General features: G+C 67.6%; 24 protein-coding genes, 1 tRNA gene and 2 pseudogenes. 13 read left to right on the top strand and 14 right to left on the bottom strand.

Going from position 1 to position 26,305, the window contains the following annotated elements; translation table 11 throughout:
* Positions 1-18: 18 nt before the first annotated feature.
* From ilvA to BJF87_RS06760, 3 genes are read right to left on the bottom strand one after another with little or no spacing between them, the layout of a single operon-like run.
* A complete protein-coding gene (ilvA, locus tag BJF87_RS06770) occupies positions 19-1,221 on the bottom strand; it encodes a threonine ammonia-lyase (RefSeq protein ID WP_075862844.1) in 1,203 nt (400 codons plus the stop codon).
* A 40-nt stretch (positions 1,222-1,261) separates the two neighbouring features.
* Positions 1,262-2,434 (bottom strand): cystathionine gamma-synthase, encoded by a 1,173-nt coding sequence (locus tag BJF87_RS06765; RefSeq protein ID WP_005195687.1) that lies wholly within the window; start codon positions 2,432-2,434, stop codon positions 1,262-1,264.
* Positions 2,435-2,446: 12 nt separating this feature from the next.
* Positions 2,447-3,841 carry a cystathionine beta-synthase gene (locus BJF87_RS06760; RefSeq protein ID WP_042375963.1) on the bottom strand — a complete coding sequence of 465 codons (1,395 nt, stop codon included), beginning with the start codon at positions 3,839-3,841 and terminating at the stop codon, positions 2,447-2,449.
* Between the two features lie 98 nt (positions 3,842-3,939).
* On the opposite strand from BJF87_RS06760, the gene BJF87_RS06755 reads away from it, so the two are divergent.
* Positions 3,940-4,887 carry an SGNH/GDSL hydrolase family protein gene (locus BJF87_RS06755; RefSeq protein WP_187346475.1) on the top strand — a complete coding sequence of 316 codons (948 nt, stop codon included), beginning with the start codon at positions 3,940-3,942 and terminating at the stop codon, positions 4,885-4,887.
* Positions 4,888-4,938: 51 nt separating this feature from the next.
* A pseudogene (locus tag BJF87_RS06750) lies at positions 4,939-6,160 on the top strand (acetyl-CoA C-acetyltransferase).
* Here the strand turns inward: BJF87_RS06750 and BJF87_RS06745 are convergent.
* From BJF87_RS06745 to BJF87_RS06725, 5 genes and pseudogenes are all read right to left on the bottom strand, one after another.
* On the bottom strand, positions 6,153-6,713 hold the full coding sequence (locus tag BJF87_RS06745) for a DUF6790 family protein (protein ID WP_075862843.1): 561 nt from the start codon (positions 6,711-6,713) through the stop codon (positions 6,153-6,155). The pseudogene BJF87_RS06750 and the gene BJF87_RS06745 overlap by 8 nt on opposite strands.
* 162 nt (positions 6,714-6,875) lie before the next feature.
* On the bottom strand, positions 6,876-7,742 hold the full coding sequence (locus tag BJF87_RS06740) for a Bax inhibitor-1/YccA family protein (protein WP_006357690.1): 867 nt from the start codon (positions 7,740-7,742) through the stop codon (positions 6,876-6,878).
* Between the two features lie 126 nt (positions 7,743-7,868).
* Positions 7,869-8,570, bottom strand: a complete 702-nt coding sequence (locus tag BJF87_RS06735) for a TetR/AcrR family transcriptional regulator (RefSeq protein ID WP_035750487.1) — start codon at positions 8,568-8,570, stop codon at positions 7,869-7,871.
* Positions 8,527-10,823: pseudogene (locus tag BJF87_RS06730) on the bottom strand (MMPL family transporter). Before BJF87_RS06730 ends, BJF87_RS06735 begins: the two are co-directional and overlap by 44 nt.
* Positions 10,824-10,914: 91 nt before the next feature.
* Positions 10,915-11,820, bottom strand: coding sequence for an oxygenase MpaB family protein (locus BJF87_RS06725; RefSeq protein ID WP_396246697.1), 906 nt, complete (start codon positions 11,818-11,820; stop codon positions 10,915-10,917).
* A gap of 128 nt (positions 11,821-11,948) precedes the next feature.
* Between BJF87_RS06725 and BJF87_RS27200 the strand changes: the two genes are divergently transcribed.
* Positions 11,949-12,206 (top strand): hypothetical protein, encoded by a 258-nt coding sequence (locus BJF87_RS27200; protein WP_231380801.1) that lies wholly within the window; start codon positions 11,949-11,951, stop codon positions 12,204-12,206.
* Between the two features lie 16 nt (positions 12,207-12,222).
* A tRNA-Leu gene (locus tag BJF87_RS06720) sits at positions 12,223-12,296 on the top strand.
* Between the two features lie 14 nt (positions 12,297-12,310).
* Here BJF87_RS06720 and BJF87_RS06715 read toward each other — a convergent pair.
* Positions 12,311-13,150: an SGNH/GDSL hydrolase family protein gene (locus BJF87_RS06715; protein ID WP_006357686.1), complete on the bottom strand. Its 840-nt coding sequence runs from the start codon at positions 13,148-13,150 to the stop codon at positions 12,311-12,313.
* A 105-nt stretch (positions 13,151-13,255) separates the two neighbouring features.
* Positions 13,256-14,095 carry an SDR family oxidoreductase gene (locus tag BJF87_RS06710; RefSeq protein WP_075862842.1) on the bottom strand — a complete coding sequence of 280 codons (840 nt, stop codon included), beginning with the start codon at positions 14,093-14,095 and terminating at the stop codon, positions 13,256-13,258.
* A gap of 131 nt (positions 14,096-14,226) precedes the next feature.
* Between BJF87_RS06710 and BJF87_RS06705 the strand changes: the two genes are divergently transcribed.
* From BJF87_RS06705 to BJF87_RS06695, 4 genes are all read left to right on the top strand, one after another.
* Positions 14,227-14,472, top strand: a complete 246-nt coding sequence (locus BJF87_RS06705; protein WP_006357684.1) for a hypothetical protein — start codon at positions 14,227-14,229, stop codon at positions 14,470-14,472.
* A 129-nt stretch (positions 14,473-14,601) separates the two neighbouring features.
* Positions 14,602-14,880, top strand: coding sequence for a TetR/AcrR family transcriptional regulator (locus BJF87_RS27095; RefSeq protein WP_006357683.1), 279 nt, complete (start codon positions 14,602-14,604; stop codon positions 14,878-14,880).
* Positions 14,877-15,242: a hypothetical protein gene (locus BJF87_RS27090; RefSeq protein WP_006357682.1), complete on the top strand. Its 366-nt coding sequence runs from the start codon at positions 14,877-14,879 to the stop codon at positions 15,240-15,242. Before BJF87_RS27095 ends, BJF87_RS27090 begins: the two co-directional genes overlap by 4 nt.
* A 1-nt stretch (position 15,243) precedes the next feature.
* Positions 15,244-17,595, top strand: a complete 2,352-nt coding sequence (locus tag BJF87_RS06695; RefSeq protein WP_075862841.1) for an MMPL family transporter — start codon at positions 15,244-15,246, stop codon at positions 17,593-17,595.
* Positions 17,596-17,607: 12 nt separating this feature from the next.
* Here BJF87_RS06695 and BJF87_RS06690 read toward each other — a convergent pair whose 3' ends face one another.
* Positions 17,608-17,928 carry a putative quinol monooxygenase gene (locus tag BJF87_RS06690; protein WP_006357680.1) on the bottom strand — a complete coding sequence of 107 codons (321 nt, stop codon included), beginning with the start codon at positions 17,926-17,928 and terminating at the stop codon, positions 17,608-17,610.
* Between the two features lie 184 nt (positions 17,929-18,112).
* On the opposite strand from BJF87_RS06690, the gene BJF87_RS06685 reads away from it, so the two are divergent.
* Positions 18,113-19,537, top strand: a complete 1,425-nt coding sequence (locus tag BJF87_RS06685) for an aldehyde dehydrogenase family protein (protein ID WP_006357679.1) — start codon at positions 18,113-18,115, stop codon at positions 19,535-19,537.
* Positions 19,538-19,619: 82 nt separating this feature from the next.
* Here BJF87_RS06685 and BJF87_RS06680 read toward each other — a convergent pair whose 3' ends face one another.
* Positions 19,620-20,855: a benzoate/H(+) symporter BenE family transporter gene (locus BJF87_RS06680; protein ID WP_006357678.1), complete on the bottom strand. Its 1,236-nt coding sequence runs from the start codon at positions 20,853-20,855 to the stop codon at positions 19,620-19,622.
* Positions 20,856-20,973: 118 nt separating this feature from the next.
* Between BJF87_RS06680 and BJF87_RS06675 the strand changes: the two genes are divergently transcribed.
* The 3 genes from BJF87_RS06675 to BJF87_RS06665 all read left to right on the top strand — a co-directional run bounded on the left by BJF87_RS06675 (position 20,974) and on the right by BJF87_RS06665 (position 23,921).
* Positions 20,974-21,777: an alpha/beta fold hydrolase gene (locus tag BJF87_RS06675; RefSeq protein WP_006357677.1), complete on the top strand. Its 804-nt coding sequence runs from the start codon at positions 20,974-20,976 to the stop codon at positions 21,775-21,777.
* Positions 21,778-21,871: 94 nt separating this feature from the next.
* On the top strand, positions 21,872-23,371 hold the full coding sequence (locus tag BJF87_RS06670) for an alpha/beta hydrolase family protein (protein WP_035750474.1): 1,500 nt from the start codon (positions 21,872-21,874) through the stop codon (positions 23,369-23,371).
* Positions 23,372-23,477: 106 nt separating this feature from the next.
* Positions 23,478-23,921 (top strand): hypothetical protein, encoded by a 444-nt coding sequence (locus BJF87_RS06665; RefSeq protein WP_035750471.1) that lies wholly within the window; start codon positions 23,478-23,480, stop codon positions 23,919-23,921.
* A 12-nt stretch (positions 23,922-23,933) separates the two neighbouring features.
* Here BJF87_RS06665 and BJF87_RS06660 read toward each other — a convergent pair whose 3' ends face one another.
* Positions 23,934-24,773, bottom strand: a complete 840-nt coding sequence (locus BJF87_RS06660; protein WP_035750468.1) for an alpha/beta hydrolase — start codon at positions 24,771-24,773, stop codon at positions 23,934-23,936.
* A 50-nt stretch (positions 24,774-24,823) separates the two neighbouring features.
* The gene (locus BJF87_RS06655; protein WP_005195626.1) at positions 24,824-25,204 is read right to left on the bottom strand and encodes a hypothetical protein; all 381 of its coding nucleotides are present in this window, start codon (positions 25,202-25,204) and stop codon (positions 24,824-24,826) included.
* A 128-nt stretch (positions 25,205-25,332) separates the two neighbouring features.
* Between BJF87_RS06655 and BJF87_RS06650 the strand changes: the two genes are divergently transcribed.
* Positions 25,333-26,304: a pirin family protein gene (locus BJF87_RS06650; protein WP_035750462.1), complete on the top strand. Its 972-nt coding sequence runs from the start codon at positions 25,333-25,335 to the stop codon at positions 26,302-26,304.
* Position 26,305 lies beyond the last annotated feature (1 nt).

Below are 26,305 nucleotides of genomic sequence, written 5' to 3'. Positions count from 1 at the left end.
CCATCCACAACCTGACGGTCAAACCTCCCGCAGAAACCCCGCCGCGCTCAGCGCACGACGAACGTCGCGCTGGTGGTCGGGGCCGCGGGTCTCGACGCTGACCGTCACCTGCACCTCGCCGAGGTAGAGGTCGTCGGCGACGCGTGAGTGCACGATGTCGATGACGCTCGCGCCGAGATCGCGGAGTAGTTCGAGCAGGGCGAGAAGTCCGCCCGGACGGTCGGAGACGGTGGCGGTGAACGTCAGGAACCGACCTGCGGCGGTGAGGCCGTGGGTCGTGACGTGGCGCAACAGCAGGGGGTCGATGTTGCCGCCGGACAATACGACACAGACCTTGCCCGACAGGTCGAGGGTTCCGCCGACCGCGGCGGCAACGCCTGCCGCGCCGGCGGGTTCGACGACCATCTTCGCGCGCTCGAGCATCAGCAGCAGCGCCGTGCTGAGTTCTTCTTCGCTGACCGTGACCACCTGGTCGACATACTCGGTGACGTGCGCGAACGGGACATCTCCCGGTCGGGCCACGGCGATGCCGTCGGCCATGGTGTTCATCGATGCCGCAGGCACCGGACGGGTGGCAGCGAGGGAGGTCGGCCAGGCGGCGGCCTGCGCCGCCTGCACACCGATGACGCGGACGTCCGGCCTCGACGCCTGTACCGCCGCCGCGACTCCGGCGAGCAGACCGCCGCCACCGAGCGGTACGACGATGGTGGTCACGTCGGGCATCTGCTCGAGGATCTCGATCCCGACGGTCGCCTGACCGGCGACGATGTCGGGGTGGTCGAACGGATGGATCAGCACCGCACCGGTCTGATCGGCGTACCGCTGGGCTTCGACGAGTGCGTCGTCGACGGTCTCACCTGCCAGGACCACTTCGGCGCCATAGGCTTTCGTCGCCGCGATCTTCGGCAACGACGCGCCGGTCGGCATGTACACCCGTGCAGAGATCCCCAGCTCGGTCGCCGACCACGCGACCCCCTGCGCGTGGTTCCCCGCACTCGCCGCGACGACGCCGCGCCCCCGTTCGTCGGCCGTCAGCCGGGAGATCCGCAGGTAGGCACCCCGCGGCTTGAACGAACCGGTTCGCTGCAGGTTCTCGGCCTTCAGCCAGACGTCGGCGCCGCTTCGCTCGGACAGCACACGGGACGCGATCAGCGGCGTCCGCCGGACCACGCCGGAGAGTTCTGCGGTCGCCTTCTCGATGTCGGCAGATGTCAGCAGCATGGGGTCAGTATCTACCGATGCCGTTCGATACCACCGTCGCTCAGCGCAGCGCGTTCTCCAGGTCACCCAGGATGTCGTCGATGTCCTCGATTCCGACCGACAGGCGGACCAGGTTGGCGGGGACCTCCAGCAGCGAACCGGCCGTCGACGCGTGGGTCATCGCGCCGGGGTGTTCGATCAGCGACTCGATGCCACCCAGCGACTCCGCGAGCGTGAACACCTCGGTGCGGGCGCAGAAAGCCTTGGCCTCTTCGATGCCGCCCTTGACCAGGACCGACACCATCCCGCCGTAGCGCTTCATCTGCTTCGCCGCGACCGCGTGGCCCGGGTGGTTCTCGAGTCCCGGGTACAGGACGGCCTCGATCTTGTCGTGCGAGTTCAGGAACTCGACGACCTTCTCGGCGTTGTCGCAGTGACGGTCCATGCGGACGGCGAGCGTCTTGGTGCCGCGCATCGTCAGGTAGCCGTCGAACGGTCCGGGAACCGCGCCTGCGCCGTTCTGCAGGAACGCGAAGGCCTCGTCGAGTTCTTCGCTGTCGGTGACCAGCGCACCGCCGACGACGTCGGAGTGACCGCCGAGGTACTTGGTGGTCGAGTGCAGGACGACGTCGGCACCCAGCGTCAGCGGCTGCTGAAGGTACGGCGAGGCAAAGGTGTTGTCCACCACGAGCTTCGCGCCGGCCTCGTGCGCGATTGAGGCGATCGTCTCGATGTCGCCGACGTTGAGCAGCGGGTTGGTGGGTGTCTCGGTCCAGACGAGCTTGGTCTCCGGACGGATGGCGTCACGGACGGCGGCGACATCGGACACCGGTGCCACCGAGTAGGTGATGCCCCACTGGGTGAACACCTTGTCGATGAGACGGAAGGTGCCGCCGTAGGCGTCGTTGGGGATCACCAGGTGATCGCCAGGGCGCAGCGTCGAACGCAGCAGGCAGTCGGTGGCGGCCATGCCGGACGCGAAGGCGCGGCCGTAGGTTCCGTGCTCGAGGGCGGCGAGGTTGGCCTCCAGCGCGCGTCGCGTCGGGTTGCCGGTGCGGGCGTACTCGAAGCCGTCGCGCAGTCCGCCGACGCCGTCCTGGGCGAAGGTCGAGCTGGCGTAGATCGGCACGTTCACCGCGCCGGTCTGAGGGTCCGGATCGTAGCCGGCGTGGATGGCGCGGGTCGAGAAACCTTGCCAGCGAACCGAATCCGCGGCGCTGCGTCGTTCACTCACAGTGTGGTGCTCCTATCCGACGATCGGGTGGCTCGAGACGAACGCGAGCAGGTCGTGGCGCGTGATGACGCCGATGGGCTTGCCGTCCTCTACGACCATCAGGGCATCGCTGTCGCCGAGCGCCTTGGTGGCGGCACTGACCGGCTCACCGGAGCCGATGAGCGGGAACGGATCTCCCATGTGCGCCGAGACGGGATCGGCCAGGCTGGCACGGCCCTCGAAGACGGCGCTGAGCAGATCGCGTTCGGTGACCGCGCCGGCGACCTCGCCGGCCATGACCGGCGGTTCGGCACCGACGACCGGCATCTGCGACACCCCGTACTCGCGGAGGATCTCGATGGCGTCGCGCAGCGTCTCCTGCGGATGTGTGTGGACGAGATCGGGCAGGGCGCCGGTCTTGCCGCGCAGCACGTCGCCGACCAGCGACTCCTTGGTGTTGGCGTCCAGCGGCGTGCGGAGGAAGCCGTAGCTGCTCATCCACTCGTCATTGAAGATCTTGGCCATGTAGCCGCGTCCGCCGTCCGGGAGCAGGACGACGACGACGGCGTCGGGGCCCTCACGCTCGGCGACCTGGAGGGCGGCCACGACCGCCATCCCGCAGGAACCACCGACGAGAAGTCCTTCTTCGCGGGCGAGGCGACGGGTCATGTCGAACGAGTCGGCATCGGAGACGGCGATGATCTCGTCCGGGATGCTCGGGTCGTAGGCGGCCGGCCAGAAGTCCTCACCGACACCCTCGACGAGGTACGGGCGTCCGGTCCCGCCGGAGTACACCGAACCCTCGGGGTCGACTCCGACGACCTTCACCGCACCGTTGGAGACCTCCTTGAGGTAACGCCCGGTGCCGGTGATGGTGCCACCGGTTCCGACGCCGGCCACGAAGTGGGTGACCTTGCCGTCGGTGTCGGCCCAGATCTCCGGACCGGTGGTCTCGTAGTGACTCTGCGGGCCGGCGGGGTTCGCGTACTGGTTGGGCTTCCATCCGCCCTCGATCTCGCGCACGAGGCGATCGGACACGCTGTAGTAGCTGTCGGGGTGCTCCGGCGGCACGGCGGTCGGGCACACGACGACCTCGGCACCGTAGGCGCGCAGCACGTTGCGCTTGTCCTCGCCCACCTTGTCCGGGCAGACGAACACGCACTTGTAGCCGCGCTGCTGCGCGACGAGCGCGAGGCCGACACCGGTGTTGCCGGACGTCGGCTCGATGATGGTGCCGCCGGGCTTGAGTTCGCCGGAGGCCTCCGCGGCGTCGATCATCCGGACCGCGATGCGATCCTTGCTGCTCCCACCCGGATTGAGGTACTCCACCTTGGCCGCGACCAGCCCCGATCCGGGCGAGGTGACAGAGTTCAGCTTGACCAGAGGGGTGTTGCCCACCAGGTCCACAACGTGATTGGCGATGCGCATGTCTCCATGGTCCCAGAACCGTCGTCGCCCCCATCACTCGGCCGTCGTCAACCCGCGGGTCCCTCTGCCACCCTGCCGTTCCCTCTAGACTGGCGGCCGTGTCCGGTTTGAGTCGTAGGGTCGGTACCGACAGTCGGTTCTGGGGTCGGGTCGCCCGCGACGTCGGGGCCACGGCGGCAGCCACCGCGGCCGGAGCAGGCGCCGGTTGGGCGGTGTGGAACTACCTCAACGACCAGGCCGCGACCGCCCGCACGGTGATTCCCCACCGCACCGACAACGCTCCCGACGGGGACGGCGTCTACCACCCGGACGGCCGGGTCACGCGCTACACCCGCGACACCCCGATCGACCTGTTCCTGACCGTCTTCGGCGATTCCACCGCCGCCGGGCTCGGCGTCGACACGGCCGACGAGACACCCGGCGTGCAGGTGGCGCGACGCGTCGCCGCCGAGACCGGCAAGACAGTCCGCTACGCCAACAAGGCCATCGTCGGCGCGACGTCGAAGGGTCTGGCCGCCCAGATCGACGCGATGTTCATCGCCCGCGAACGACCGGATGTCGCGATCATCCTGATCGGCGCGAACGACGTGACCTCCCGCAACGGAATCCGCGCGTCGGCCCGCCGGCTCGGCGACGCCGTACGCCTGCTCGTCGGCGGTGGCGCGAAGGTCGTCGTCGGCACCTGCCCCGACTTCGGGGTGATCACCGCCATCCCCCAACCGTTGCGAACCGTGTTGCGGCAGTGGGGCCTTCAACTCGCCGCCCGGCAGCGGTCGGCGGTCCGAGCCGCCGGCGGGTACCCCGTCCCACTCGCCGACCTCATGGCCAAGGAGTTCCGGGCCCAGCTCGATTTCATGCTGTCCCCGGATCAGTACCACCCGTCGGCGGCGGGGTACGCACTCGCCGCCGACATCCTGATGCCCCCGGTCCTCGATGCGATCGGCGAATGGGGATCGGCGCCGCTGCCCGAGCCGCCCGAGGAATCCCCGGCTGTCGAGGAGACGCGAGTGTCCACCGGACTCCGCCGCCTGCTCAAGCAGGTGTGATCACCAACCCAATGCGACCAAGCATCTGCTTGGTTGGGGTAGCGTGAGCGCATGGCTGAAGCAGTTATCGTATCCACCGCCCGCTCCCCGATCGGCCGCGCCGCCAAGGGATCCCTCAAAGACGTCCGTCCCGACGAACTGTCCCGCCAGATGGTCGAAGCGGCCCTCGCAAAGGTGCCCGAACTCGATCCGGCCGACATCGAGGACATCCACTGGGGCATCGGACAGCCCGGCGGACAGGGCGGCTACAACATCGCCCGTGTGATCGCCGTCGAACTCGGTTACGACCACATCCCCGGCGTGACGGTCAACCGCTACTGCTCGTCGTCGCTGCAGACCACCCGCATGGCGCTGCACGCCATCAAGGCCGGCGAGGCCGACGTCATCATCTCCGGCGGCGTCGAGAGCGTGTCGAGCTTCGGTATCTCCGGCGGCGCGACGGGGCCCCGAACTCCAAGAACCCGCTGTTCGACGACGCGATGGCGCGCACCGAACTCTCCGCCGCCGGCGACGCCGGGATCTGGCACGATCCCCGCCAGGACGGACTCATCCCGGACGTCTACATCGCGATGGGGCAGACCGCCGAGAACGTCGCCACCTTCACCGGCATCTCGCGTGAGGACCAGGACCGCTGGGGTGTCCTCAGCCAGAACCGCGCGGAGGAGGCCATCAAGTCCGGCTTCTTCGAGCGCGAGATCGACGCGGTCACCCTGCCCGACGGCACTCAGGTCACCACCGACGACGGTCCGCGCGCGGGTACGACGTACGAGAAGATCTCGCAGTTGAAGCCGGTCTTCCGCCCTGACGGCACCATCACCGCCGGCAATGCCTGCCCGCTCAACGACGGCGCCGCCGCACTGGTCATCATGAGCGACACCAAGGCCAAGGAACTCGGCCTGACCCCGCTCGCCCGGGTCGTCGCCACCGCCGCCACCGGCCTGTCGCCGGAGATCATGGGCCTGGGCCCGATCGAGGCGATCCGCAAGGCGCTCAAGATCTCCGGGATGTCGCTGTCCGACATCGACCTCGTGGAGATCAACGAGCCTTCGCCGTCCAGGTGCTCGGCTCGGCGAACGAGCTCGGCATCGACCACGACAAGCTGAACGTGTCGGGCGGCGCCATCGCCCTCGGCCACCCGTTCGGCATGACCGGTGCGCGGATCACCACGACCCTGCTCAACAACCTCCGCACCCACGACAAGACCTTCGGCATCGAGTCGATGTGCGTCGGCGGCGGTCAGGGTATGGCCATGGTGCTCGAGCGCCTCAGCTGACGGGAGCCTCGACCCCTTCTTCGACGCCCCTCGCCGCGTTCGGTCCCAGGATCGCAACGCTGCGAGGGGTTGTTCGTCGGTAGATGACCCACGCGATCACGGCAACCCCGACGATGTAGATCTCGGCGGGAATGGCCCACACGTTGTTGGTCGCCGTGTTGTCGTGGATGTAGTACTGCGAGATGTGCCCGGCGAGGTCGCCGCCGTAGCTGATCGCCAGAGCCCAGACGGCGGCGTCGAGCCAACCGCCGCGGTTGCGGACGCGGAAAGTCAGCACGCACAGCAGTCCGACGGCGATGTCGTTCCAGCCGAGTTCCCACTGGAACATCCCGGGAATGAAGTCGGGACCGATGTCCTTGGCGATCTCCGGTGCGTTGGGCCCGACGTGCCCGAAGCCGCCGAGGATGCCGAATACTCCCGCGGGTACGAGAATCCAGAGCAGCACCAGTTCTGCTGCGCGGGCGGCGGTGCGTTTCCGCACCGAACGGTCCATCGAGATGTGCACGATCGCGCCGAGGATCATCAGCGCGAGCTGGATCATGAAGAACACCATTTCCGCACGCTAAGGCCGCAACCACTGGCCGCCGGCAGGAATCTCACGTCGTGTCACGAATTGTCGGATATCAGCACGCCAGCATCGCCATACAAGACGACACCGGCCCCGCACCCTGGGGGCGAGGCCGGTGGCAGTTGTCGCGGTTCCACCGCGTCGGAACTAGTCCGAGTTGAAGTAGCTCAGCAGGCGCAGGATCTCGACGTACAGCCAGACCAGGGTGACGGTCAGGCCGAGGGCGACGCCCCAGGCGGCGCGGTCGGGTGCACCGGCGCGGATGAGACGGTCCGCCGAGTCGAAGTCGAGCAGGAAGCTGAACGCCGCCAGCGCGATGCAGACCAGCGAGAAGATGATCGCGATCGGGCCGCCGTCGCGCAGGATGCCGGCCTCACCGGTGAACAGGCCGATGACCAGGTTGCCCAGCATCAGCACGAGCACGCCGATCATGCCGGCGAACAGCATGCGGGTGAAGCGCGGCGTGACGCGGATGGCGCCGATCTTGTAGACGAACAGCATGCCGAAGAACACGCCGAACGTACCGAGGACCGCCTGCCCGATCAGGGCTCCGGCCGAGATGTCACCGCCGACGACCAGGTTCGCGAAGACGAACGAGATCGAACCGACGAACAGACCCTCGAATGCCGCGTAGGCGAGCACGATGGCCGGGTTGTCCTGCTTGCGACCGAAGGTCGCCACCAGGACGAGGACGAGGCCGCCGATCGCGCCGACCATCATCAGCGGCAGCGCGAGGCTCGTCTGAGCGGCCTCGGTGGCCCGGCTGGAGATGCCGAAGTAGGTCGCGATCGCGACAACCGTGAGGACACCCAGGGTGATCGCGGTCTTGGTGACCACGTCGTCGATCGTGAGCTGGCGGGTGGCCGACGGTGCCTGCGGGCTGTACGGATCAGTGGCCTGACCGTATTTGTTCATCGAGACGCCGGCGCCGGCCATGCCGGCCCCGAATCCCGCGTACCCGGATTGATTGTCGCGGACCACACCGCGCATCACCGGATTGCTGCTCTCTCGCACGAAGCGCTCCTTAATCGGTACGGATGTATACCGTCTCAACGTCGGGTCATTCCTGTGAGTTCCCTGACGGGATCACAAGACGACCGTGTCGAATGCGACTTTACCGGCTCTTGACCATTCTGTCGTTCACGACCGCTCCCCGTCCTGCCGGGAACGGAGCGTCATCAGCCAGGACCGAGCGGTTTCGGAGTCCCGAGTTCCTGCGTTCACGGTCATCACCGCACGTCCCAGGCACACGGCCTTCAGCATCGACTCGGCCCGCTCGAACTGGTCTCCCCAGCCCAGGCCGGGCTTGGCGAGCATCAGCGAGGCGATGCCATGCGCGGCGGCCCAGAGTTCGAGGACGACGTCCTTCACCTCGTCGTGGTCGAACATGCCCTCGTCGGCGAGCTCGGTCACCGTGTCCACGAACCGCGTGTAGGCGCTGGCGGTCAGCACCTGGTCGACCTTGGAGGGATGTGCGGCGTCGGCGGGCTTCCCAAAGGCGACCCGGTAGAGCACCGGGGTCGCGACGGCGAATCGGATGTAGGCGAGCCCGAGTTGCAGCGCACGGTCCAACGGGTCGGTGATGTCCTCGGTGGCGGCGTCGAGCTGGGCGTCGAGTCGCTCGAAGTATCGGGCGCACACGGCGTCGAGCAACGCGCCCTTGTCGGCGAAGTGCAGGTAGATCGACGGCGGGGTCACCCCGACGCGAGTGGCGACCGCCCGGATCGACATGGCGGTGTCGTCTCCGTGCTCGACCAGGAGGTCACCCGCGGCCTCGATGATCTCCTCGGCGAGGATCTCACCTGCCCCGCGAGGCGACCTCGCCCGTCTGCGTGTCGTCACTGTTCTCCTGCGCTCGATCCTTCTCCTGAGTCCGGTACCGACGGGATGTGTCGTCCCCCGGGAGGTCTTCGGCAACTTCCTCGGACAACCCGAAGCGGTCGTGGAGCTTCCGCAGCGGGGGCGGCGCCCACCAGTTGGCGCGTCCGACGAGGCGCATGAATGCCGGCACCAGGAACATCCTGACCAGGGTCGCGTCCATCACCACGGCCAGCGCCAGCCCCACTCCGAACATACGCATGAACGACACCTGGGAGCCGCGATCGCGGCGAAGACGATACTCATCAACAGGGCCGCCGCGGTGATCACCCGGCCGGTACGCGCGAGGCCTAACGCGACCGCGTGGTCGTTCGCCCCGCGGGTGCGGTCGGATTTCAGCCATTCCTCTCGCACGCGTCCGAGCAGGAACATCTCGTAGTCCATGGACAGACCGAACGCCACGCAGAACAGCAGGACAGGCACGGTCGCGTTGAGTGTCCCGGTCGCCGTCGTGCCCAGGCCGTCGAGGTGACCCTCCTGGAAGAACCAGACCATCGCACCGAAGGTCGCCGACAACGAGAGGATGTTGAGCGCCAGTGCCTTCAGTGGGAGGACAACGCTGCCGGTGAAGAGGAACAGCAGCACGAATGTGGCGACGGCGATGATGGCCAGCACCCAGGGCGTGTGGGCGAAGATCGAACTGACGGTGTCATCGGTGGTCGCCGCCAGACCGGTGAACAGGGTGTCGGTTCTCTCGGGTGCGGGTACCGCACGCAACGCGTCGAGCTGAGCCATGCCTGCATCGCTCGTCGGGTCGCGATCGGTGGACACGTTGACGACGTGCACGTCGCCGCGGCTCTCGTCGGGACTGCCGGGCGCGAGCGGCTCGCCGCGGACGAAGGTCCCCGCCGACGAACCGGCCGAGTTGACGTCGTCGACCTGCGACAGCGCTCTCGTGTACGCGGCGAGCGATTCCGGCCCCGCCGGCCCCTGCACGACAATGGTGATGGCCGAGGAGAGGTCGTCCTCGTAGTCGTCGCGGATCTCCTGCTGGATGGCGTGCGAACTGGCGGACTCCGGGAGCACGCGGTCGTCGGGGAAGCCCATCCGGAGTGAGAGGAACGGTGCGCCGAGGACCAGCAGGAAGATGGTGACCACCGCGGCGACCGGCAATGCATGGCGCAGCACCCACTGGACGAGGCGGTACCACCTGGTGTCCTCCGGCTCGCGCGGCTGCGGCGGCGGCAGACGCAGCAGCCGACGCACGGGTTTCCGTGCGTCGAGAGCGTCGATCCGATCCCCGAGGACCATCAGCACGGCCGGGGTGATGATGAGCGCGGAGAACGCCGCCACGGCCACGACTCCCAGGCCGGCGAAGGCGAAGGAACGCAGGAAGTACTGCGGGAACAACACCAGCGCACTGAGCGAGAGCGCCACGGTCACGGCCGAGAACGCCACGGTCCGACCGGCGGTCGCGAGAGTACGGACGATCGCGTCGGGACGTTCGAGTCCCCGGTCGACCTCCTCCCGGTAGCGCGTGAGCAGCAGCAACGTGTAGTCGATGGCCAACGCGAGACCCAGTGCGGTGGTCAGGTTCAGCGCGAACACCGAGACGTCGGTGACCGATCCGATCGCCCGCAGCAGCGCGAACGTCAGGATGATCGAGATGATCCCGATGCCGACGGGCAGGGCCGCCGCGATCAGTCCGCCGAACACGAAGATCAGCACGAGGAAGGTGATGGGGATGGCGATCGCCTCGGCCATCAACAGGTCGGACGAGGTCTGCTCGTTGACCTGGGAGTAGACGAGCGCCTGGCCGCCGACCCGGATCGAGAACCCGTCGCGTTCCCCGGTGAACTCCTCTTCGATCTGCGCGGCCCGGGCGGGGGCCAGGTCCTCGCCGCCCTCGAGGGCGGCGATGATCAGCGTCGACGTCCGGTCGCGGCTGACCAGCGCGGAGTCGAGGGCCGGGTCGGCCCAGACCGACAGGATCTGGTCTTGCACATGCTCGTTCGCATCGAGTTCACGGATAATGTTGTCGGCCAGGGCTTTCGCGGTCGGGTCGCGCGAGATGTCCACGCCGTCGGGACCGTCGAGTTTGAGGACGACCTGGATACCGCCGCGGTTGAACGTCTCGGCGAGCACCTTGTCGGCTCTCGCGGATTCGGCGTTCGGAGCGCTGTAGCCACCGGCCAGGAGATGTTCGGCGGCGGTCGCACCGTACGCGCCGCACACCACGATCAGCACGAAGGCGCCGAGCAGCACCCTCCTCGGCATCGCGATGATCAGCCGTGTCGATCGAACCACCGTGCGTCCCCCTCGCCTCGGTCGACTTACGGCGTTAAGTTATCAGCAGTAAGTTAGCGGGTCAACGGCGTTTCCCGGCGTGAACTTCCATCCCGAGCCCGCGACGCACGGTGCGGAGCTCGCGTTCGATGACGGCGGACTCCGAGCCGAGCAGCCCGGTCGTACGGATGATCTCCCGCAACCGGATCGCCGGGCGCGCGACGTCGACGAGGTGATGCAGCGGCGAACGACGTAAGCCCATCCGCCGCGCAACCGAGCGTTCCACCCACCGCGTCGAGATGGCGGAGAACGACGATCGGAGAACGGGACCGGTCACCGCATCGAGCGCGGAGACCAGGATCGAGGGCACCGGGATCGGCGCGGCACCGTGTACGACGCCGGGCAGGTCGTAGCCCTCGTGCAGCAATGCCTTGATGAGCACCTTCGACGAGTCGTCGGGCTGGAGTTCGAATTCGGCGGCCACCCGGAACAGGTCGGCTGCCTCGGCGTGGCTGGCCGGGAGCAGGTCGTCGTCGACGCCGATGACCCAACCGATCCACCGCCACAGATGCGTGATCGCCTCGCGTTCGGCGCTGCTGTAGTGGATACCGAAGTCACGTGCGACCAGCAGCGGCAGCGCGAGGAAACCGCAGGAGATGGTCATGACCGAATACGTCTGGTTGATCGGTACGCCCCACTCGGCTTCATCCCAGCCCGGCGCACCCTCGTCATGTGGGTGGCGAAGGACATCTCGGATGTAGGCGTGAAGCAACCGAATGCGCAGTGTCCCAACCCAACCCGGGTTCCCTGGAAGCATCGCGCCCGGTGTGGTGGCCTCGGCGACCCAGCGCGCGGTCGACTGCCCCCGATCGCGGGTTCCCAACCCGAGGCGCCCGGTCGCGACCAACGGCCGGACGAAGCCTGCGCCTTGTATCCGTAGATCAGCGATTGGTAGAGCGTCGACGACTGAAGCGTGCCGAATCGCCACCACGCACGGGCCCCCGACGCCGCGAATGCCGCGTCGAACCAGGGTGGCGGGGCGCTCGTCACCTGCAGCAGGCGACGCATCGACGCCAGCATCTCGATCCGGTCGGGATCACCCGCCTCCGAATCCGCATGGGACTCCAGGAGATCGACGAGTGTCGAGAACGACATGCCCCGTTCGCGGGCCTCGACGACCACCGCGTCGGCAAGCGGATCGCCCTGCAACAGGCCGACCTCCAGACGGTCGACGAGTTCGGGATGCCGCGTGCGGACAGCCTCCCAGTTCCGTGCGCCGGTCACCGCTGCCGCGTCCATCCTCCGATGATCACCCGCTCAGGTGAGCGGGTCAAGGAAAGACGGGTCGAGGAACAAGCAGGTCACGGAGCCTGACTATGCTCACTCCGAAGCCCCCATAGCCCAAATGGCAGAGGCAGCCGACTTAAAATCGGCACAGTGTCGGTTCGAGTCCGACTGGGGGCACCGGGTTGTCGAACTCAGCGCGAGGTGCCGAGGTCCTCCGGCAGCGCCTCGGCGATCAGGCGAGCCATGGCCTCATTCCCCTTGAGGTTCTGGTGGAATCCGAGGTAGATGCTGGTCGGCACGAAGCCCTCGAACCACTTGTCCCCGGAGCAGGCGTCATGCCCGACGACCCGGTTCTGGATGTCGACGAAGACGGCGCCGTGACGTCCGGACACCTTCTCCAGAATCGTGTTGTACCGGGCCAGGAAGCCGTTCCGGATGAACCTGATGTCGGCGTCGCTTGCCGGGTTGGCCGGATAGCATCCGCGGTCGCCGAAGTACCCGCCCTGTCCGATCACAGCGATGACCGCCTTGGGCGCCCGCTTCCGGACGGCCTCGAGCGACGAGTCGACCGAGGCCTCGAGCGCGCGCAGCCCGTCGTTGATCCCGGTGACGTAGAAGGGATTGGTCCGGCAGCGCGAGTCCATGCCCTGGATCGGCGCGATACACCAGCGCGAGAGGTTGCCCCAGTTGGCGTCGTTGGCGCCGATCGAGATCGTGATCAGGTCCGTGTCGGGACGCACCGCCTCGATCTGCGGTGGATGGAATCCGTCGAACCGCAGCTGCGGCGCCGTGGTGATGTTCTCCCCGCGGGCGCCGACACAGGCCACCGTGCGGAACGACGTCGCAGCGATGGTCTTCGCGAGCAGGTTCGGGTAGGCCGTCTCCGACCGTGAGCATCCCTGGAACTGGGTGAGCGTGGTCGGGCTGGCCGCCCGCGAATCACCCAGGGCGACGTAGCTGAGCGACCTCCGCTCCCCGGCCGACGGAGCGGCGAGCGCCGGAGCGGCACCGAGCCCCACGACGACGGACATGGCAATCGCAGCGGTAACCACACGGGTCACGATGATGCGTGCAGCAGATGACCGGGAAGATCGCATGGTCGAATTCAACCAGTAGCCTCGGCTCCCGGCTCGATGTCATCCGTTCCGACGACGCACCGGCCGATAGACGAATCGGCCCACCTGTGCATACGCCATCCGCTCGCTTAGTCGTGAACTCAGCCTGCGTGCTCCGTTGAACACGTGGGCGTCCTTGCCGACCACCGCGCGCACCCAGCCGGCGAGCGCGGCGTCGATGATCAGGCGTGCAGCCTTTTCCGGGGCCATCGCGAAGTTCTTCGCCAGGGCTTCGGGGGTGCCGAGGGCCTTGGAGGTGTTGCGGACGAGGTCGGTCCAGATGGTTCCGGGGAGGACCGTGGTGGCGGTGACCTTCGATTTCTTCCCCCGCAGATCCTGTGCGAGGCCGTATCCGAAGAACGCAACCGCCGCCTTGCTGGCTCCGTAGAACGCCGCGCCCGGGAACGGTGCGAGCCCGGACAGGCTCGACGTGATGAGGACCAGTCCACCGTCGGGACGCTGTTCCAGATGCGGCAGGAAGGCCCGGGTGAGCCACACGGTGCCGTAGTAGTTGACACGCATGAGCAGGTCGATGCGGTCGTCGTCGACCTCGGCGATGGGTTGGGTGTCCTGCGGGATGCCGGCCATGTTGAACAGTCCGTCGACCTGCTCGACGTCAGCGAGCACGACCTTCGGAAACCGTTGCACCGCTTCGCGATCACTGATGTCCAGCTTGTGCCCGTGGAACCGGGAGTCGCCCACCAGCCGTCCGGTCTCCGCGAGACCGACCTCGTTGATGTCCGCGCCGACCACCCTCGCACCGCGGGAGATCAGTTCCAGTGCGACGCACCGGCCGATACCGTTGCCCGCACCGGTCACCACGAAGACCTTGCCCGTCAGTCCCTTGCCGTCGACGTCCACGCATCCTCCTCGACCGAGCCGATGCGGGAACCCTAGCAAGCGCTTGGTTGCCCTGTCTGTCCGGTGGTCGTACACGTAAGCCGCCCGGGTCAGCGGCGGGGTGATGCTGCGGTGGTGATGTACTCGGGGACATGTCCACCCGGGTTCTGGCCGTCGACTCCCCAGCCGCCGACGCTGTAGCCGCCGATTCCTCGGCCGCGCTGCTCACCCTCGGCATCTCGCTCTACTCGATCGCGATTCTCGTGTGCCTCGGCGTCGCGATCAACGCCGCACGGTTCCGTCGCCGTCGGCTTGCGATCACCATGGCGTGGGTGGTCGGCGTGCTGACGGTCGCGGGCGTGATCATCGCGATCCTCAGCAGCGTGCACGGAGGTTAGCCCGAACGCCGCCCCGGCGGCCTGATCCAGCGTGAGCCCCACCACTCCCGGCGTCGAGTGAGAGAACACACTCAATTTTGCACACGTCTGCAAGTTTGCATGGCTCTGCAACTTCCGTACCGTGGAGGAGTGCACCCGTCAGGACTCCGTGAGGCGAAGAAGGCCGCAACGCGTAAGGCGCTCGCCCGTGCCGTGCTCCGCCTGTCGACGCGCGACGGGATCGACCACGTGACCATCGACGCGGTCGCCGCGGAGGCGAACGTCTCGGTCCGCACCTTCCACAACTACTTCGCGGCAAAGAAGACGCCCTCCTCCACCTTGTGGACCTCCTACTGGATTCGGTCATCGAGCGGATTGAAGCCCGGCCGGCCGAGGAGAGCTTCTGGTGTTCGGTCCGGACCGCGGTGACCGAGACCGCCACCTCACTCGACGTCGGCGAGCCGGCCGAGATCGTTGCATTGCTGAGGCTTCTCGACACCGACCCGGCCCTGACCGCCCGATCCCGCGACATGGACCTCGACCAGACGGTCGAATCCCGGCTCACGCTGCTCTACGCCCGCCGCGGCCAGCGGACCGATGCGATGTATCCCCACCTGGTCGTCCACACCGCAATCACCGCCGCGCGAGTCGCCCTCGAGTTCTTCGTGGCTCGCGGCCGACCCGACCTGCCTACCGTGCTCGAGTCCGCCTTCGACCAGATGTCGGCGGGTCTGGAGCATTCCATTCCGCTCATGAGCCGCCCGGCCGACGCATCCCACAAGGAGCCCTGACGTGGCAACACACCTGTACCGACTCGGACGCTGGACGTACGAGAATCGCCTCAAGACGATCACGATCTGGGTTCTCGTCCTCATCGGATTGGGTGTCGGCGCAACACTGCTGGCCAAACCCACGTCCGAATCGTTCTCCATCCCGGGCATCCCGTCGGAGAAGGCGCAGGACCTGATGGTCGAGCGCTTCCCCGACGAACCCTCGTTCGGCTCGGACGTCGGCGTCACCTATGTGGTTCGCGCACCCCAGGGATCGACGCTCACCGAGCCCCGGTACCAGCAGGCGATCGACGACATGGTCGCCGACCTCAAGAACGTCGACGGGGTGTCGAGTCCCGACTCGATCGTCAATCCGTTCGTCTCCTACGGCACCGAACAGTCCCCCGGTCGACTCCGGGAACTGTCCCAGGCCTTCCAGGAGCAGACCTTCGGCAAGAGTGCCGCCGAGGCGGCGGCCGATGCCCAGGCGACCTCACCCATCAACTCCTCGGCCACCGTCGCGCAGTTCGGTACGTCCTTCGCCGTGGAGGCGTCGTCGGACATCACCGAGAGGTCCCGCGAGCAGATGGACGCCGTCGCGGAGGACGGGCGAGCCGCTGGACTCACCGTCGAGATGAAGGGCACTGCCACACAGCAATTCGAGCTCGGTATCACCTCCGAACTCATCGGGATCGGGGTCGGCGCACTGATCCTGATCCTCACCTTCGCCTCACTCGTCGCGTGGGGCATGCCGATCATCACCGCGATCGTGGGCGTGGCGATCGGCATGCTCGGCATCCAGATGGGCACGCACTTCTTCGATCTGAGCAAAGAGACCCCAATCCTCGCCACGATGATCGGACTCGCCGTCGGCATCGACTACGCCTTGTTCATCGTGTCGCGGTATCGCCACGAGGTCCATCGATCGTCGAACCGAGCTGACGCGGCCGGGCGGGCCGTCGGCACCGCAGGCTCGGCTGTCGTGTTCGCGGGTAGCACCGTCGTGATCGCGCTCGCGGCGCTGGCGATCGTCAACATCCCGTTCCTCACCGCGATGGGTGTCGCGGCGGCGGCCACCGTGATCGTCGCGGTGCTGGTGGCCCTGACCTTGCTACCAGCGATTCTCGGCCTGTTCGGCGGCAAGGCCTTCGGCGGGCGACTCCCTCGCCTCAACGCGCCCGATGTGGAACCGCACGAGGCCGAGCGCGTGCACAACGGCCAGCGCTGGGTCCAGCGCATCGTCGCCCATCCGCGCGCCGTCACCGCTGCGATCGTCGGCATCCTCGTCGTACTCGCGGTCCCGATGACCGGCCTCAAGCTGGCTCTGCCCAACGACGGGACCGCCGAGCCGTCGACGACACAGCGACAGGCGTACGACATGGTCGCCGACGGCTACGGGCCCGGGTTCAACGGCCCGCTCGTCGTCGTCGCCGATGGGCGCGGTATCGAGGACACGGGTGACCGGCTCCGCACGTTCGGCACCCTCGTCGACGACTTCGCCCAGATCGAAGGGGTGAAGATCGCGCAGATCGGCGCCGGCGGACTGAACGAGGCCCGCGACACCGCGAAGATCACCATCATCCCCTCAACCGCCCCGTCGGACGAGGCCACCCCGCAACTCGTCCAGACCCTGCGCGACATGGAGCCCCGCGTCGCCGCGGCCACCGGCATCTCGTACGGCGTGACCGGTCAGACCGCGATCGAGCTCGACATCTCCGACCGGTTGTCCGACTCGCTCATCCCCTACCTGCTGGTCGTGGTGGGGCTGGCGTTCATCCTGTTGATCATCGTGTTCCGGTCGATCCTGGTGCCCTTGACCGCCGCGCTCGGATTCCTGCTCAGCGTTGCCGCCACTTTCGGTGTCACGGTTGCGCTGTTCACCGACGGAGCCCTGGGCATCGTCGGGAATCCCCAGCCGGTGGTGTCATTCCTGCCGATCATGCTGGTGGGCATCGTGTTCGGACTCGCGATGGACTACCAGGTGTTCCTCGTGACGCGGATGCGGGAGGCCTACGTCCACGGCGCCGATGCGAAAACCGCCGTCGTCGAGGGTTACCGACACAGCGCTCGCGTGGTGGCCGCCGCTGCAGCGATCATGATCTCCGTGTTCGCGGCGTTCATGTTGCAGGACATGGTCTTCATCAAGGTGATGGGCTTCGCGCTGGCCGCGGCGGTGTTCTTCGACGCCTTCGTCGTCCGCATGACACTCATGCCCGCGGTGCTCACGGTGCTCGGCGACAAGGCATGGTGGCTGCCGCGGTGGCTCGACCGCATCCTGCCCGACGTCGACATCGAAGGAGAGAAACTCCGGCTCGACGACTCGGGCCCGTCGACCGACACCGCCCCGGATGCGGCGGTCCGCACCGGGCCCTGACGGCGGCGTCGGTCAGGCGACCTCGAACTCGCCCAGTTTCGACCACTCGTCCCCGTCAATGGTGGTGTTGATGACGTCCGGGGTCCGCTGCAGGTACTTGGGCAGCTCCTGCTGCGCCTGCTTGAAGTGCGGCGAGGTCACATGCGCCTCGGCCGCGTCGTCGTCGAATGCCTCGACCAGCACGTAGGTGTGCGGGTCGTCCAGCGAACGCGACCAGTCGAACCACTTGTTGCCCGGTTCGGCGCGCGTCGCCTCGGTGAACTCGCGCGACAGCTCCGGCCATTCGTCCGCATACTCGGGCTTGATGGGCCATTTCACGACGATGAGAATCATGCCTCGACCTTAGTCCCCGACCTCGGGACGAACTGTCGCAAAATGCGACTGGGACGGCTGTCCCAAAATGTCCCACCCGTCGACCTCTTCCGGCTACCGGAATCGCGAGACCTCCGCCGCCTCAAGGCATAGAGTGTGAAATCGACAACAAATGTCCTCACATCAGTGCGACAACGGAGGCGATATGCCGGACATCACCAAGTTCTACATCGACGGCCGGTGGGTGGAACCCGCCGAGCTCAACGTCATCGACGTGATCAACCCGGCCACGGAGAAGGCCGCCGGCCAGGTCGCGATCGGAAGCGCTGCCGATGTCGACGCCGCCGTGGAAGCCGCCCGTCGCGCCTTCGAGACCTGGGGCCAGACCACCGTCGAGGAGCGACTCGAGGTCATCAACCGGATCATCGCCGAGTACCAGAACCGCATGGGCGATCTCGCCGCCGCGGTCACCGAGGAGATGGGCTCCCCCGTCGGCCTCACCAACGCCGCGCAGGTTCCGATCGGCCTCGGCCACCTGATGACCGCCGCCGCCCAGCTACCCGGCTTCTCCTTCAGCGAGGACCGCGGCGGACACCGCATCGTCAAGGAGCCGATCGGCGTCTGCGGTTTCATCACGCCGTGGAACTGGCCGCTGAACCAGGTCATGTGCAAGGTCGCCCCGGCCCTGGCCACCGGCTGCACCATGGTGCTCAAGCCCTCCGAGGTGGCACCGTTCTCTGCCGCCATCGTGGCCGAGATCTTCGACGCCGCAGGCGTTCCCGCCGGTGTGTTCAACCTCGTCAACGGTGACGGACCGGGCGTCGGCGCCGCGCTGGCCGCCCACCCCGACATCGACATGATCTCGTTCACCGGGTCCACCCGTGCGGGCATCGAGGTAGCCAAGACCGCGGCCCCGTCGGTCAAGCGCGTCGCCCAGGAGCTCGGCGGCAAGAGCCCGAACATCATCCTCGACGACGAGGACTTCGCGAAGAACGTCGCCGGCGGCATCGCGGCGATGATGATGAACTCCGGCCAGTCGTGCAACGCCCCGAGCCGCATGCTCGTGCCGTCCTCCCGTCTCGACGAGGTCGCCGAGATCGCCAAGTCGGTCGAGCCGAACATCACCGTCGGCGATCCGACGACCGATGTGCAGCTCGGCCCGGTGGTCTCCGAGGCACAGTTCGAGAAGATCCAGGGCCTCATCGAGCGTGCGATCGCCGACGGCGCCACCCCGGTCATCGGCGGCGCGGGACGCCCGGAAGGTCTCGAGACCGGCTACTACGTGAAGCCGACGGTGTTCACCAACGTCACCAACGACATGGAGATCGCCCGCACCGAGGTCTTCGGTCCGGTCCTCGTCGTCATCGCCTACGACTCGATCGACGAGGCGATCAAGATCGGCAACGACACCGAATACGGCCTCGCCGGTTACGTCTCCGGCAAGGACATCGACGAGGTCCGCCGCATCGGTTCGCGCATCCGCGCGGGTTCGATCGGTCTCAACGGTGCCACGGTCGACCCGGTCGCACCATTCGGTGGCTACAAGAAGAGTGGCAACGGCCGCGAATGGGGCGACTACGCCTTCGACGAGTTCCTCGAGGTCAAGTCGCTACTCGGCTACGGCGCCTGACGCCACATCCTCTCTCAGGTCCGGCGGGCACATCCACATGTGCCCGCCGGTTTCCGTCTGTCGGTGCCGCGTCCGTCGGTGCTCAGACCGGGTCCTCGGCGCGGAAGTCGTTGCGCTCCACGACCCAGGACACCGCCATCCCGGCGACGAGCCCCCAGAAGGCCGAACCGATGTTCAGGACCGTCAGGTCCGACACCGAGACCAGGAAGGTCAACAGCGCGCCCATCGTGAACCGAGAGCCGAATGCCCCGCGGAATGCTCCCTGCAGCGCACCGAGGAGCGCCAGACCGCCAACCGTCGCGATGAACGCGGCCGGCATCGCCTGCATGAGCGTGACGAACACCGGCGCGAACACACCGATCACGATCGCGAGAACACCGAAGGTCAGTGCCGCGATGTACTGACGGTCGCGACGGCCGCCCGCCACCAGCAAGGCATTGGTGGGGCCGGTCAGGCACGACGAGATGGCCCCGACAGACGCCGCGAGTGCCGACCACAACCCGCTCGCCACGGTGATCACGTTGACCGGCGGACGGTGTCCGGCGCCGCGCAGCACCGCGACCCCTTGTCCGTTCTGTACGACGATCACGGTGATGGCGAGCGGCACCACCAGTTCCATCGCTGCCCGGACGGTGAACTCCGGGACCGTGAAGACCGGCACCGCCACGATCGACGACGCCGGGGTGTCGATGTGAAAGGACCCGGTCGCGACGACCGCGATGGCACCCACCACGAACGCGCCGATGATCGGCGGGACCCGCCGGCTCACCGTCTGATGGCACTGGAGCGCGAAGAAGGCCACCACGATCGGTACCGCGACCCAGGGGTCGGTCCCGACCGCGCCCACGACGTCGAGGCCGAACTGCAGGAACACTCCGGCGACCATGCCCATCACGATGGGCATCGGTATCGCCGACATCGCCTGTCGCACACGCCCGGTCAGACCCACCAGGACGATCAGCAGGCCGGTCAGGAGAAACGCACCGACGACCTCTGCCCACCTCAGGTGCGCCGAAGCCGAACCGACGAGCACCGTGCCGGGGATCGTCCACGCGAACCCCAGCGGCATCTGATACACCCAGCTGGCAACCACCGTCAGGATGCCGTTGAGCACGAAGACCCCGAAGATCCACGACGACAGCTGCGCTGTGGTGAGATCGCCCGCCGCACCCGCCGCGAGGATCACCGCCACCGGTCCCGACGCGGCAAAGATCAGTCCGATCAGGCCGTTCGCCAGGTAGGTCCCGCCTGCATCGCGCAGCATCGACGACGGGCTCGGCCGGGTACCGGTGGGCCGCTCGAAGCCGGTTGCGTACATGTGGGCGAGGCTAGCTCCGTATCCGGCGAGGACAAGGACACAGATTCCCGGGATTGATCGCGTGTGTTTATCGCACGACGCCCACGCGTCGCAGGCGCCGTGAGTACGATCGGCCTTCATGCTGATCCCCACCCACCCCGACTCGACCACCGTCCTCGACGTCGAGGTGACCGGCACCGGCGAGCCGCTTCTGCTCATCGCGGGCATGTCCGCACACCGGGAGATGTGGACCGCCGAACTCCTCGACCGACTGACCCCGCATTTCCAGGTCGCCGTCTACGACCATCGCGGCATCGGCGGGAGCAGCCGCGCGGAGGGTTCGTTCACCATCGCCGACCTCGCCGACGACGCGCGTGGTGTCCTCGACGGCCTCGGCTGGGACACCGCGCACGTCCTGGGCACGTCGATGGGCGGCATGATCGCCCAAGAGCTGACCCTCGGCCACGCCGACCGTGTGCGCAGCCTGGTCCTCGGCTGCACCACCGCGGGCGGTCCGGGCGCGATCGGCACCTCAGGCGCGCTGCGCCTGGTCGAGGCCATCGCCTCCCGCGACGCCGCGCGCGTCGCCCGCACCGCGTTCGAGGTCAACCTGTCCCCCGGATTCTGTTCCGATGACGGCGCATTCGAGAAGTTCACGAAGTTCTCCACACTGCGCAAGGTGCCGTCGGCGGTGGTCGCTGCCCAGGCAGCGGCCTGTGCGGGCCACGACACCCGCGATCGGCTGGCCGCCATCGACGTCCCCACGACCGTCATCCACGGCGACGTCGACGACGTCATCGGCGTCGCCGAGGGCGAACGGCTCGCCGCGGCCATCCCCGACGCCTCCCTCGAAAGGTGGGCCGGCGTCGGGCACATGTTCTGGTGGGAACGCCCCGAGCAGACGGCCGAGGTCGCCATCCGAACAGCGAAGGCAGCAGGCTGAACAGAGCCGGCGTAACGCCGGTCGGGTCGTCGAACGACATTCTTGACATCGGCACCGACGCGATCTTCGGGTGGCCACGTATGTCAGGAGCTCTATGTCGCACTCATCCCAGGCCAGCCCTTCCGAGGCCCCCGGTTCCGAGGCCCCCAGCCCGAAGCCCCGTCGTCTCTCGCCGCGCCGGCGGGTGTTGACCGGTATCTCGGTCGTCGCCATCCTCACGCTCGGCCTGTTCGGGGCGAGCACGCTGTTCGACTCGTCGAACACCGCCAGCGCCCTGCGCGGGCATCCGGAGAAGTTGCGCCCGGGCTGCACCTGGGACTCCTCCGGATATTTCGTGCAGAACTGCAAGGTGTGGTCGGAATCCCAGCAACGTCACGTGATCGTCCAGATCCGCGCCTCCAGCGGCAGCGACAGCGGCGTCTACCTGCTCGACGGCATGCGCGCCAGCGAGACCCGCTCGGCGTGGACCACCGACGTCCAGGCCGCCCGTGTCTACGACGCCAAGGCCGACACAACGCTGGTCATGCCGGTCGGCGGCGCGTCGTCGTTCTACACCGACTGGGACGGTGGCGCAGGCAGCAACAACACCATCATCAAGCAGGAGACCTTCCTGACCTCCGAGCTCCCCGCGTACCTGGAGGAGCAATTCGGCGTCGCCCGCAACAACAACGCGATCGTCGGATTGTCGATGTCGGGCGGCCCCGCGGTGACGCTCGCCGAGCGGCACCCCGAGCAGTTCAAGGTCGTCCAGGCGATGTCGGGTTACTACCAGACCGACAACCCGATCGGCGCCCTCGGCGTCTTCGCGACGCAGAGCCTGGTGTCGAACTACGTCAGCGGCATCGTCAACATGTGGGGCAAGCCGGGCGGCACCCGCTGGACCGACAACGACCCGTCGAAGAACGTCGGCAAGCTCGCGGAGAACGGTCAGGTGCTGGTCATCTCGTCGGGCAACGGTTTCCTCACCCCGTCCGAGCTGGCGAAGCTCGCCCCGCAGGATCAGATCTCGGCGATCGCGCTGGAGATCCTGTCGGCGGTGTCGACCGTGCTGATGCAGCTGCAGGCCAAGCAGTCCGGCGCGTCGGTGATCTCGCTGCCCAACTACGGCGGCCACACCTGGGAGAACTGGGGTCGTGCTCTCGGCGACGGCAAGGGTCACGTCCTCGAGGCGCTGCGCAACAACCCGCCGGTCACCGCGAAGACGACGGTCGTGTCGGCATCGGGCAGCCCTGATCCCGAGGCCCCCGCGAAGGTCACGATGGCCGTGAAACAGGCCGCCGCGGCCTCCCCCGCCCTCGACGCCACTGTCCTGGCCGCACTGGAGTCGACCGACGCCTCCTCCCCGTCGTCGGAGACCTCGTCGTCGGAATCGGCCGGCCCGTCCGACGCCTCGGAGTCGGCTGCACCGTCGAGCGATGACGTGTCGGCATCCGTACCCGCCGCACCCGAGTCGGCAGCGGCCGAATCCGCCGCCCCTGCAGAGCAATCCGCCGCGACGACGACGGACCCCTCCGCACCGGAGCCCGCGCCGTCGGCTCCGCCGGTCTCGGAGCAGCCCGCGTCGTCGACGACGACCACGACACCGGTTCGGTAAGCCGGCTCCGTTGAGGGAGTCAGCACTAGGTATCGCTGAGCGATACCTATTGCTGACCCATCTGTCGGCCCTCGTCGCCACCGCGCACAGCGGATAGGTTTACGAGGTGAACTCCGCCGATCTGGCCGACCTCGTCGGCACCGACACCATCGCCGTGGTGATCGCCTCCGGGCTCATCCTGGTCTGGGGTCTGGCACTGGGTGTGTGGAAGTACCACGGGATCCGCACGTCGCCCGAACACACCGCGCACGTCTACGTCGACATCGCTCATCGGGCGGCGCTGATGTACTCGTTTGCGACCCTCGTCCTCGCGGCCCTCGTCGAGCTGAGTGCGTTTGGACCGGTGGTCAACCTGGTGGCCGCCGCGGTGCCGATCGTGTTCTTCGTCGCCGCGATCGCCGCGTACTGCATCCACGGCGCACTGCGCGACACCACGAATCAGTTCGAGAAACCGATGCCGGGGACGTATCTGTTCATGCTCGCGCTGATCGTCGGCGAGATCGGCGGCGTGCTGGTGCTTCTCGCCGGCGTCGCTGTCCGCCTGACCTGACCGGCGGCTGCGTTACGACGCTGCGGGCGAGTGCCGCTCCAGCCAGCTCACGACCTCGCCGAGGACCACGTCCTGCTCGGGTTCGTTGAAGATCTCGTGGAACAGGTCGTCGTAGATGACCAGCGTCTTGTCCTCCGAACCCGCGAGCCGCTCGACGAGTTCGCTGCCCTTCGGGTCGGTGAGGGCGTCGGCGCCGCCATGCATCACGAGCACCGGCAGCTGCAGTGACGGCAGGCGCTCCGGGAACGACTGCATCGTGGCGATCATCGCCCCGCCCAGCCCGGCCGGAATCTTTCCGCGCGAGACGAGCGGATCGGCGTCGTAGTCCGCGACGACGGCCGGGTCACGGGAGATGCTCGACGAACTCAACGCAGTGGTCGGCAACCCCGGCGCGATCCGCCCGAGCACCGGCGCGACCTTCACCGCCAGCGGAGACAGGTCATCCCCGGGCAGCACCGCCGCGCCCGAGAGGATGAGACCGTCGAGCTTCTCCTGATGGTCGAGTGCATAGTCGAGCGCGATACAGCCGCCCATGCTGTGCCCGATGAGGAACGTCGGGAGCGCATCGTCGGAGACGTGAGCGATGACGGTGTCGAGGTCGTCGGTGAACTCGGCGAAGCGGCGCAGGCGCATCCGCTTTCCGCCGGAGCGTCCGTGCCCGATGTGGTCGGGGATCGCCACCAGATAGCCCGCGTCGACGAGGCGCTGGGCCACGTGGCCGTACCGTCGGCCGTGTTCGGCGAGCCCGTGGGCGATCACCACGACGCCGCGCGGATCGCCCTCGGGCCGGTGCACGTCGTAGACGATGTTCTGGCCGTGCGGTCCGCGGAAACTGTGCTCTTGCGGTGTCATTCCCTGCTCTCTCGTTTCCTGCTCTGGCGCCCTGCTCACACGAACGCGGATCAGTGGAGGCCCAGCCGCGCCGCGACCGACTTGCCCGCGGACTCGAGCACTCCGAGCGGACGAAGCGCGGCCTCGCCGATCCCCACCAGCACCTCGACCCGGGCGACGACCCGCTCGAGCCGCGCCACGACATCGGACATCCGGCCGACGGTGGTGTCCACCTTGTCGAGTGTTCCCGACATCCGTACGAGAGTCGCATCCAGCTTCTCGATCGTCGCGTCGAGATTCCCCATGGTCGGGCCGAGGCCCTCCAGGGTCTCGCCCATGTCGGCGAGAATCCCCTCCAGCTGCTCGACCGTCACGTCGGCATTGAATGCGGCCTGCGCCAGCTTCTTGATGCGTTGACGCTCGGGCGGCTTCGATGACGAGGTGTCGACCATGGGCTGGATTATCGCCCACCGGTCGCCCACCGGGAGAGCGAACGCGTGAGGAATAGTCCGGCGCCCTCGACGGTTGAGGCACACAGAGTTGCTCAAATTTGAGTGACTCACGAACGAAGGAGCACCTCATGCCTGCCGTCTCCGCCGACACCTTGACTCTGGCGCGCCTGTCCTCGCCCGGGGTCGACGCCATCGAACGACCCGTCCGCTCGGTCACGCGCGGACCGCGCGGATACGAAGGAGAAGGGTTCCCGGTGGTGCGCGCCTTCGCCGGCGTCTCCGCCGCCGACCTCGATCCCTTCATCCACATGGACCAGATGGGTGAGGTCGACTACGAACCCGGCGAACCGCGGGGCACCTCCTGGCACCCGCATCGCGGCTTCGAGACCGTGACCTACATGATCGACGGCCGGTTCGCCCACCAGGACTCCGCCGGGGGCGGCGGCCTCATCGAAGACGGTGCGACGCAATGGATGACGGCCGGGTCCGGCATCCTGCACATCGAGACCCCACCGGCCGAGCTGGTCGAGTCGGGCGGGCTGTTCCACGGCATCCAGCTGTGGGTGAACCTGCCCGCCAAGGACAAGTTCCTCCCGCCCAACTACCAGAATCTCGAGGGCGGTCAGGTGGGCCTGGTGACCTCCCCGGACGCCGGGTCGCTGATCCGGATCATCGCCGGCGAGATCGACGGCCACCGCGGGCCGGGATCGACCCACACACCTATCACCCTGGCCCACGCCACGGTGCAACCGGGTGCAGGGGTGTCGATTCCGTGGAATCCCGAGTTCAACGCGCTGGTCTACGTGCTGTCCGGGCGTGGGCGGGTCGGCGCGGAGGGTCCTCCCATCGAACAGGGGTCGCTCGCGGTGCTCGGCAAGGGTGACCGGATCACCGTGGCCGCCGACGGTTCGCAGGACAGCAACCGTCCCGCGCTGGAGGTCCTGCTGCTCGGGGGCCGGCCGATCCGCGAGCGCGTGTTCCAGTACGGCCCGTTCGTCATGAACACCAAGCAGCAACTCGTCGAGGCGATCGAGGACTATCAGGCCGGCCGACTCGGCGTCATCCCGCCGGATGCGCTGATGCCGCACACCGTTCGCTGAT

Source organism: Gordonia sp. CNJ-863 (assembly GCF_001942325.1).
Taxonomy (GTDB): domain Bacteria; phylum Actinomycetota; class Actinomycetes; order Mycobacteriales; family Mycobacteriaceae; genus Gordonia; species Gordonia alkanivorans.
The sequence above is the reverse complement of the archived record's forward strand: the minus strand, read 5'-3'. Positions and strand labels throughout refer to the sequence as shown.

Excerpts from the sequence above, each read along its gene's own strand:
- ilvA (WP_075862844.1), bottom strand. The coding sequence starts at position 1,221 with ATGCTGCTGACATCTGCCGACATCGAGAAGGCGACCGCAGAACTCTCC.
- BJF87_RS06760 (WP_042375963.1), bottom strand. The coding sequence starts at position 3,841 with ATGCGCATCGCCAATCACGTTGTGGACCTGGTGGGCAACACCCCTCTG.
- BJF87_RS06745 (WP_075862843.1), bottom strand. The coding sequence starts at position 6,713 with ATGGTGTTCTTCATGATCCAGCTCGCGCTGATGATCCTCGGCGCGATC.
- BJF87_RS27200 (WP_231380801.1), top strand. The coding sequence starts at position 11,949 with ATGGGACTCCAGGAGATCGACGAGTGTCGAGAACGACATGCCCCGTTC.
- BJF87_RS06715 (WP_006357686.1), bottom strand. The coding sequence starts at position 13,150 with ATGTCCGTCGTCGTGGGGCTCGGTGCCGCTCCGGCGCTCGCCGCTCCG.
- BJF87_RS06705 (WP_006357684.1), top strand. The coding sequence starts at position 14,227 with ATGTCCACCCGGGTTCTGGCCGTCGACTCCCCAGCCGCCGACGCTGTA.
- BJF87_RS06690 (WP_006357680.1), bottom strand. The coding sequence starts at position 17,928 with ATGATTCTCATCGTCGTGAAATGGCCCATCAAGCCCGAGTATGCGGAC.
- BJF87_RS06685 (WP_006357679.1), top strand. The coding sequence starts at position 18,113 with ATGCCGGACATCACCAAGTTCTACATCGACGGCCGGTGGGTGGAACCC.
- BJF87_RS06680 (WP_006357678.1), bottom strand. The coding sequence starts at position 20,855 with ATGTACGCAACCGGCTTCGAGCGGCCCACCGGTACCCGGCCGAGCCCG.
- BJF87_RS06675 (WP_006357677.1), top strand. The coding sequence starts at position 20,974 with ATGCTGATCCCCACCCACCCCGACTCGACCACCGTCCTCGACGTCGAG.
- BJF87_RS06670 (WP_035750474.1), top strand. The coding sequence starts at position 21,872 with ATGTCGCACTCATCCCAGGCCAGCCCTTCCGAGGCCCCCGGTTCCGAG.
- BJF87_RS06660 (WP_035750468.1), bottom strand. The coding sequence starts at position 24,773 with ATGACACCGCAAGAGCACAGTTTCCGCGGACCGCACGGCCAGAACATC.
- BJF87_RS06655 (WP_005195626.1), bottom strand. The coding sequence starts at position 25,204 with ATGGTCGACACCTCGTCATCGAAGCCGCCCGAGCGTCAACGCATCAAG.
- BJF87_RS06650 (WP_035750462.1), top strand. The coding sequence starts at position 25,333 with ATGCCTGCCGTCTCCGCCGACACCTTGACTCTGGCGCGCCTGTCCTCG.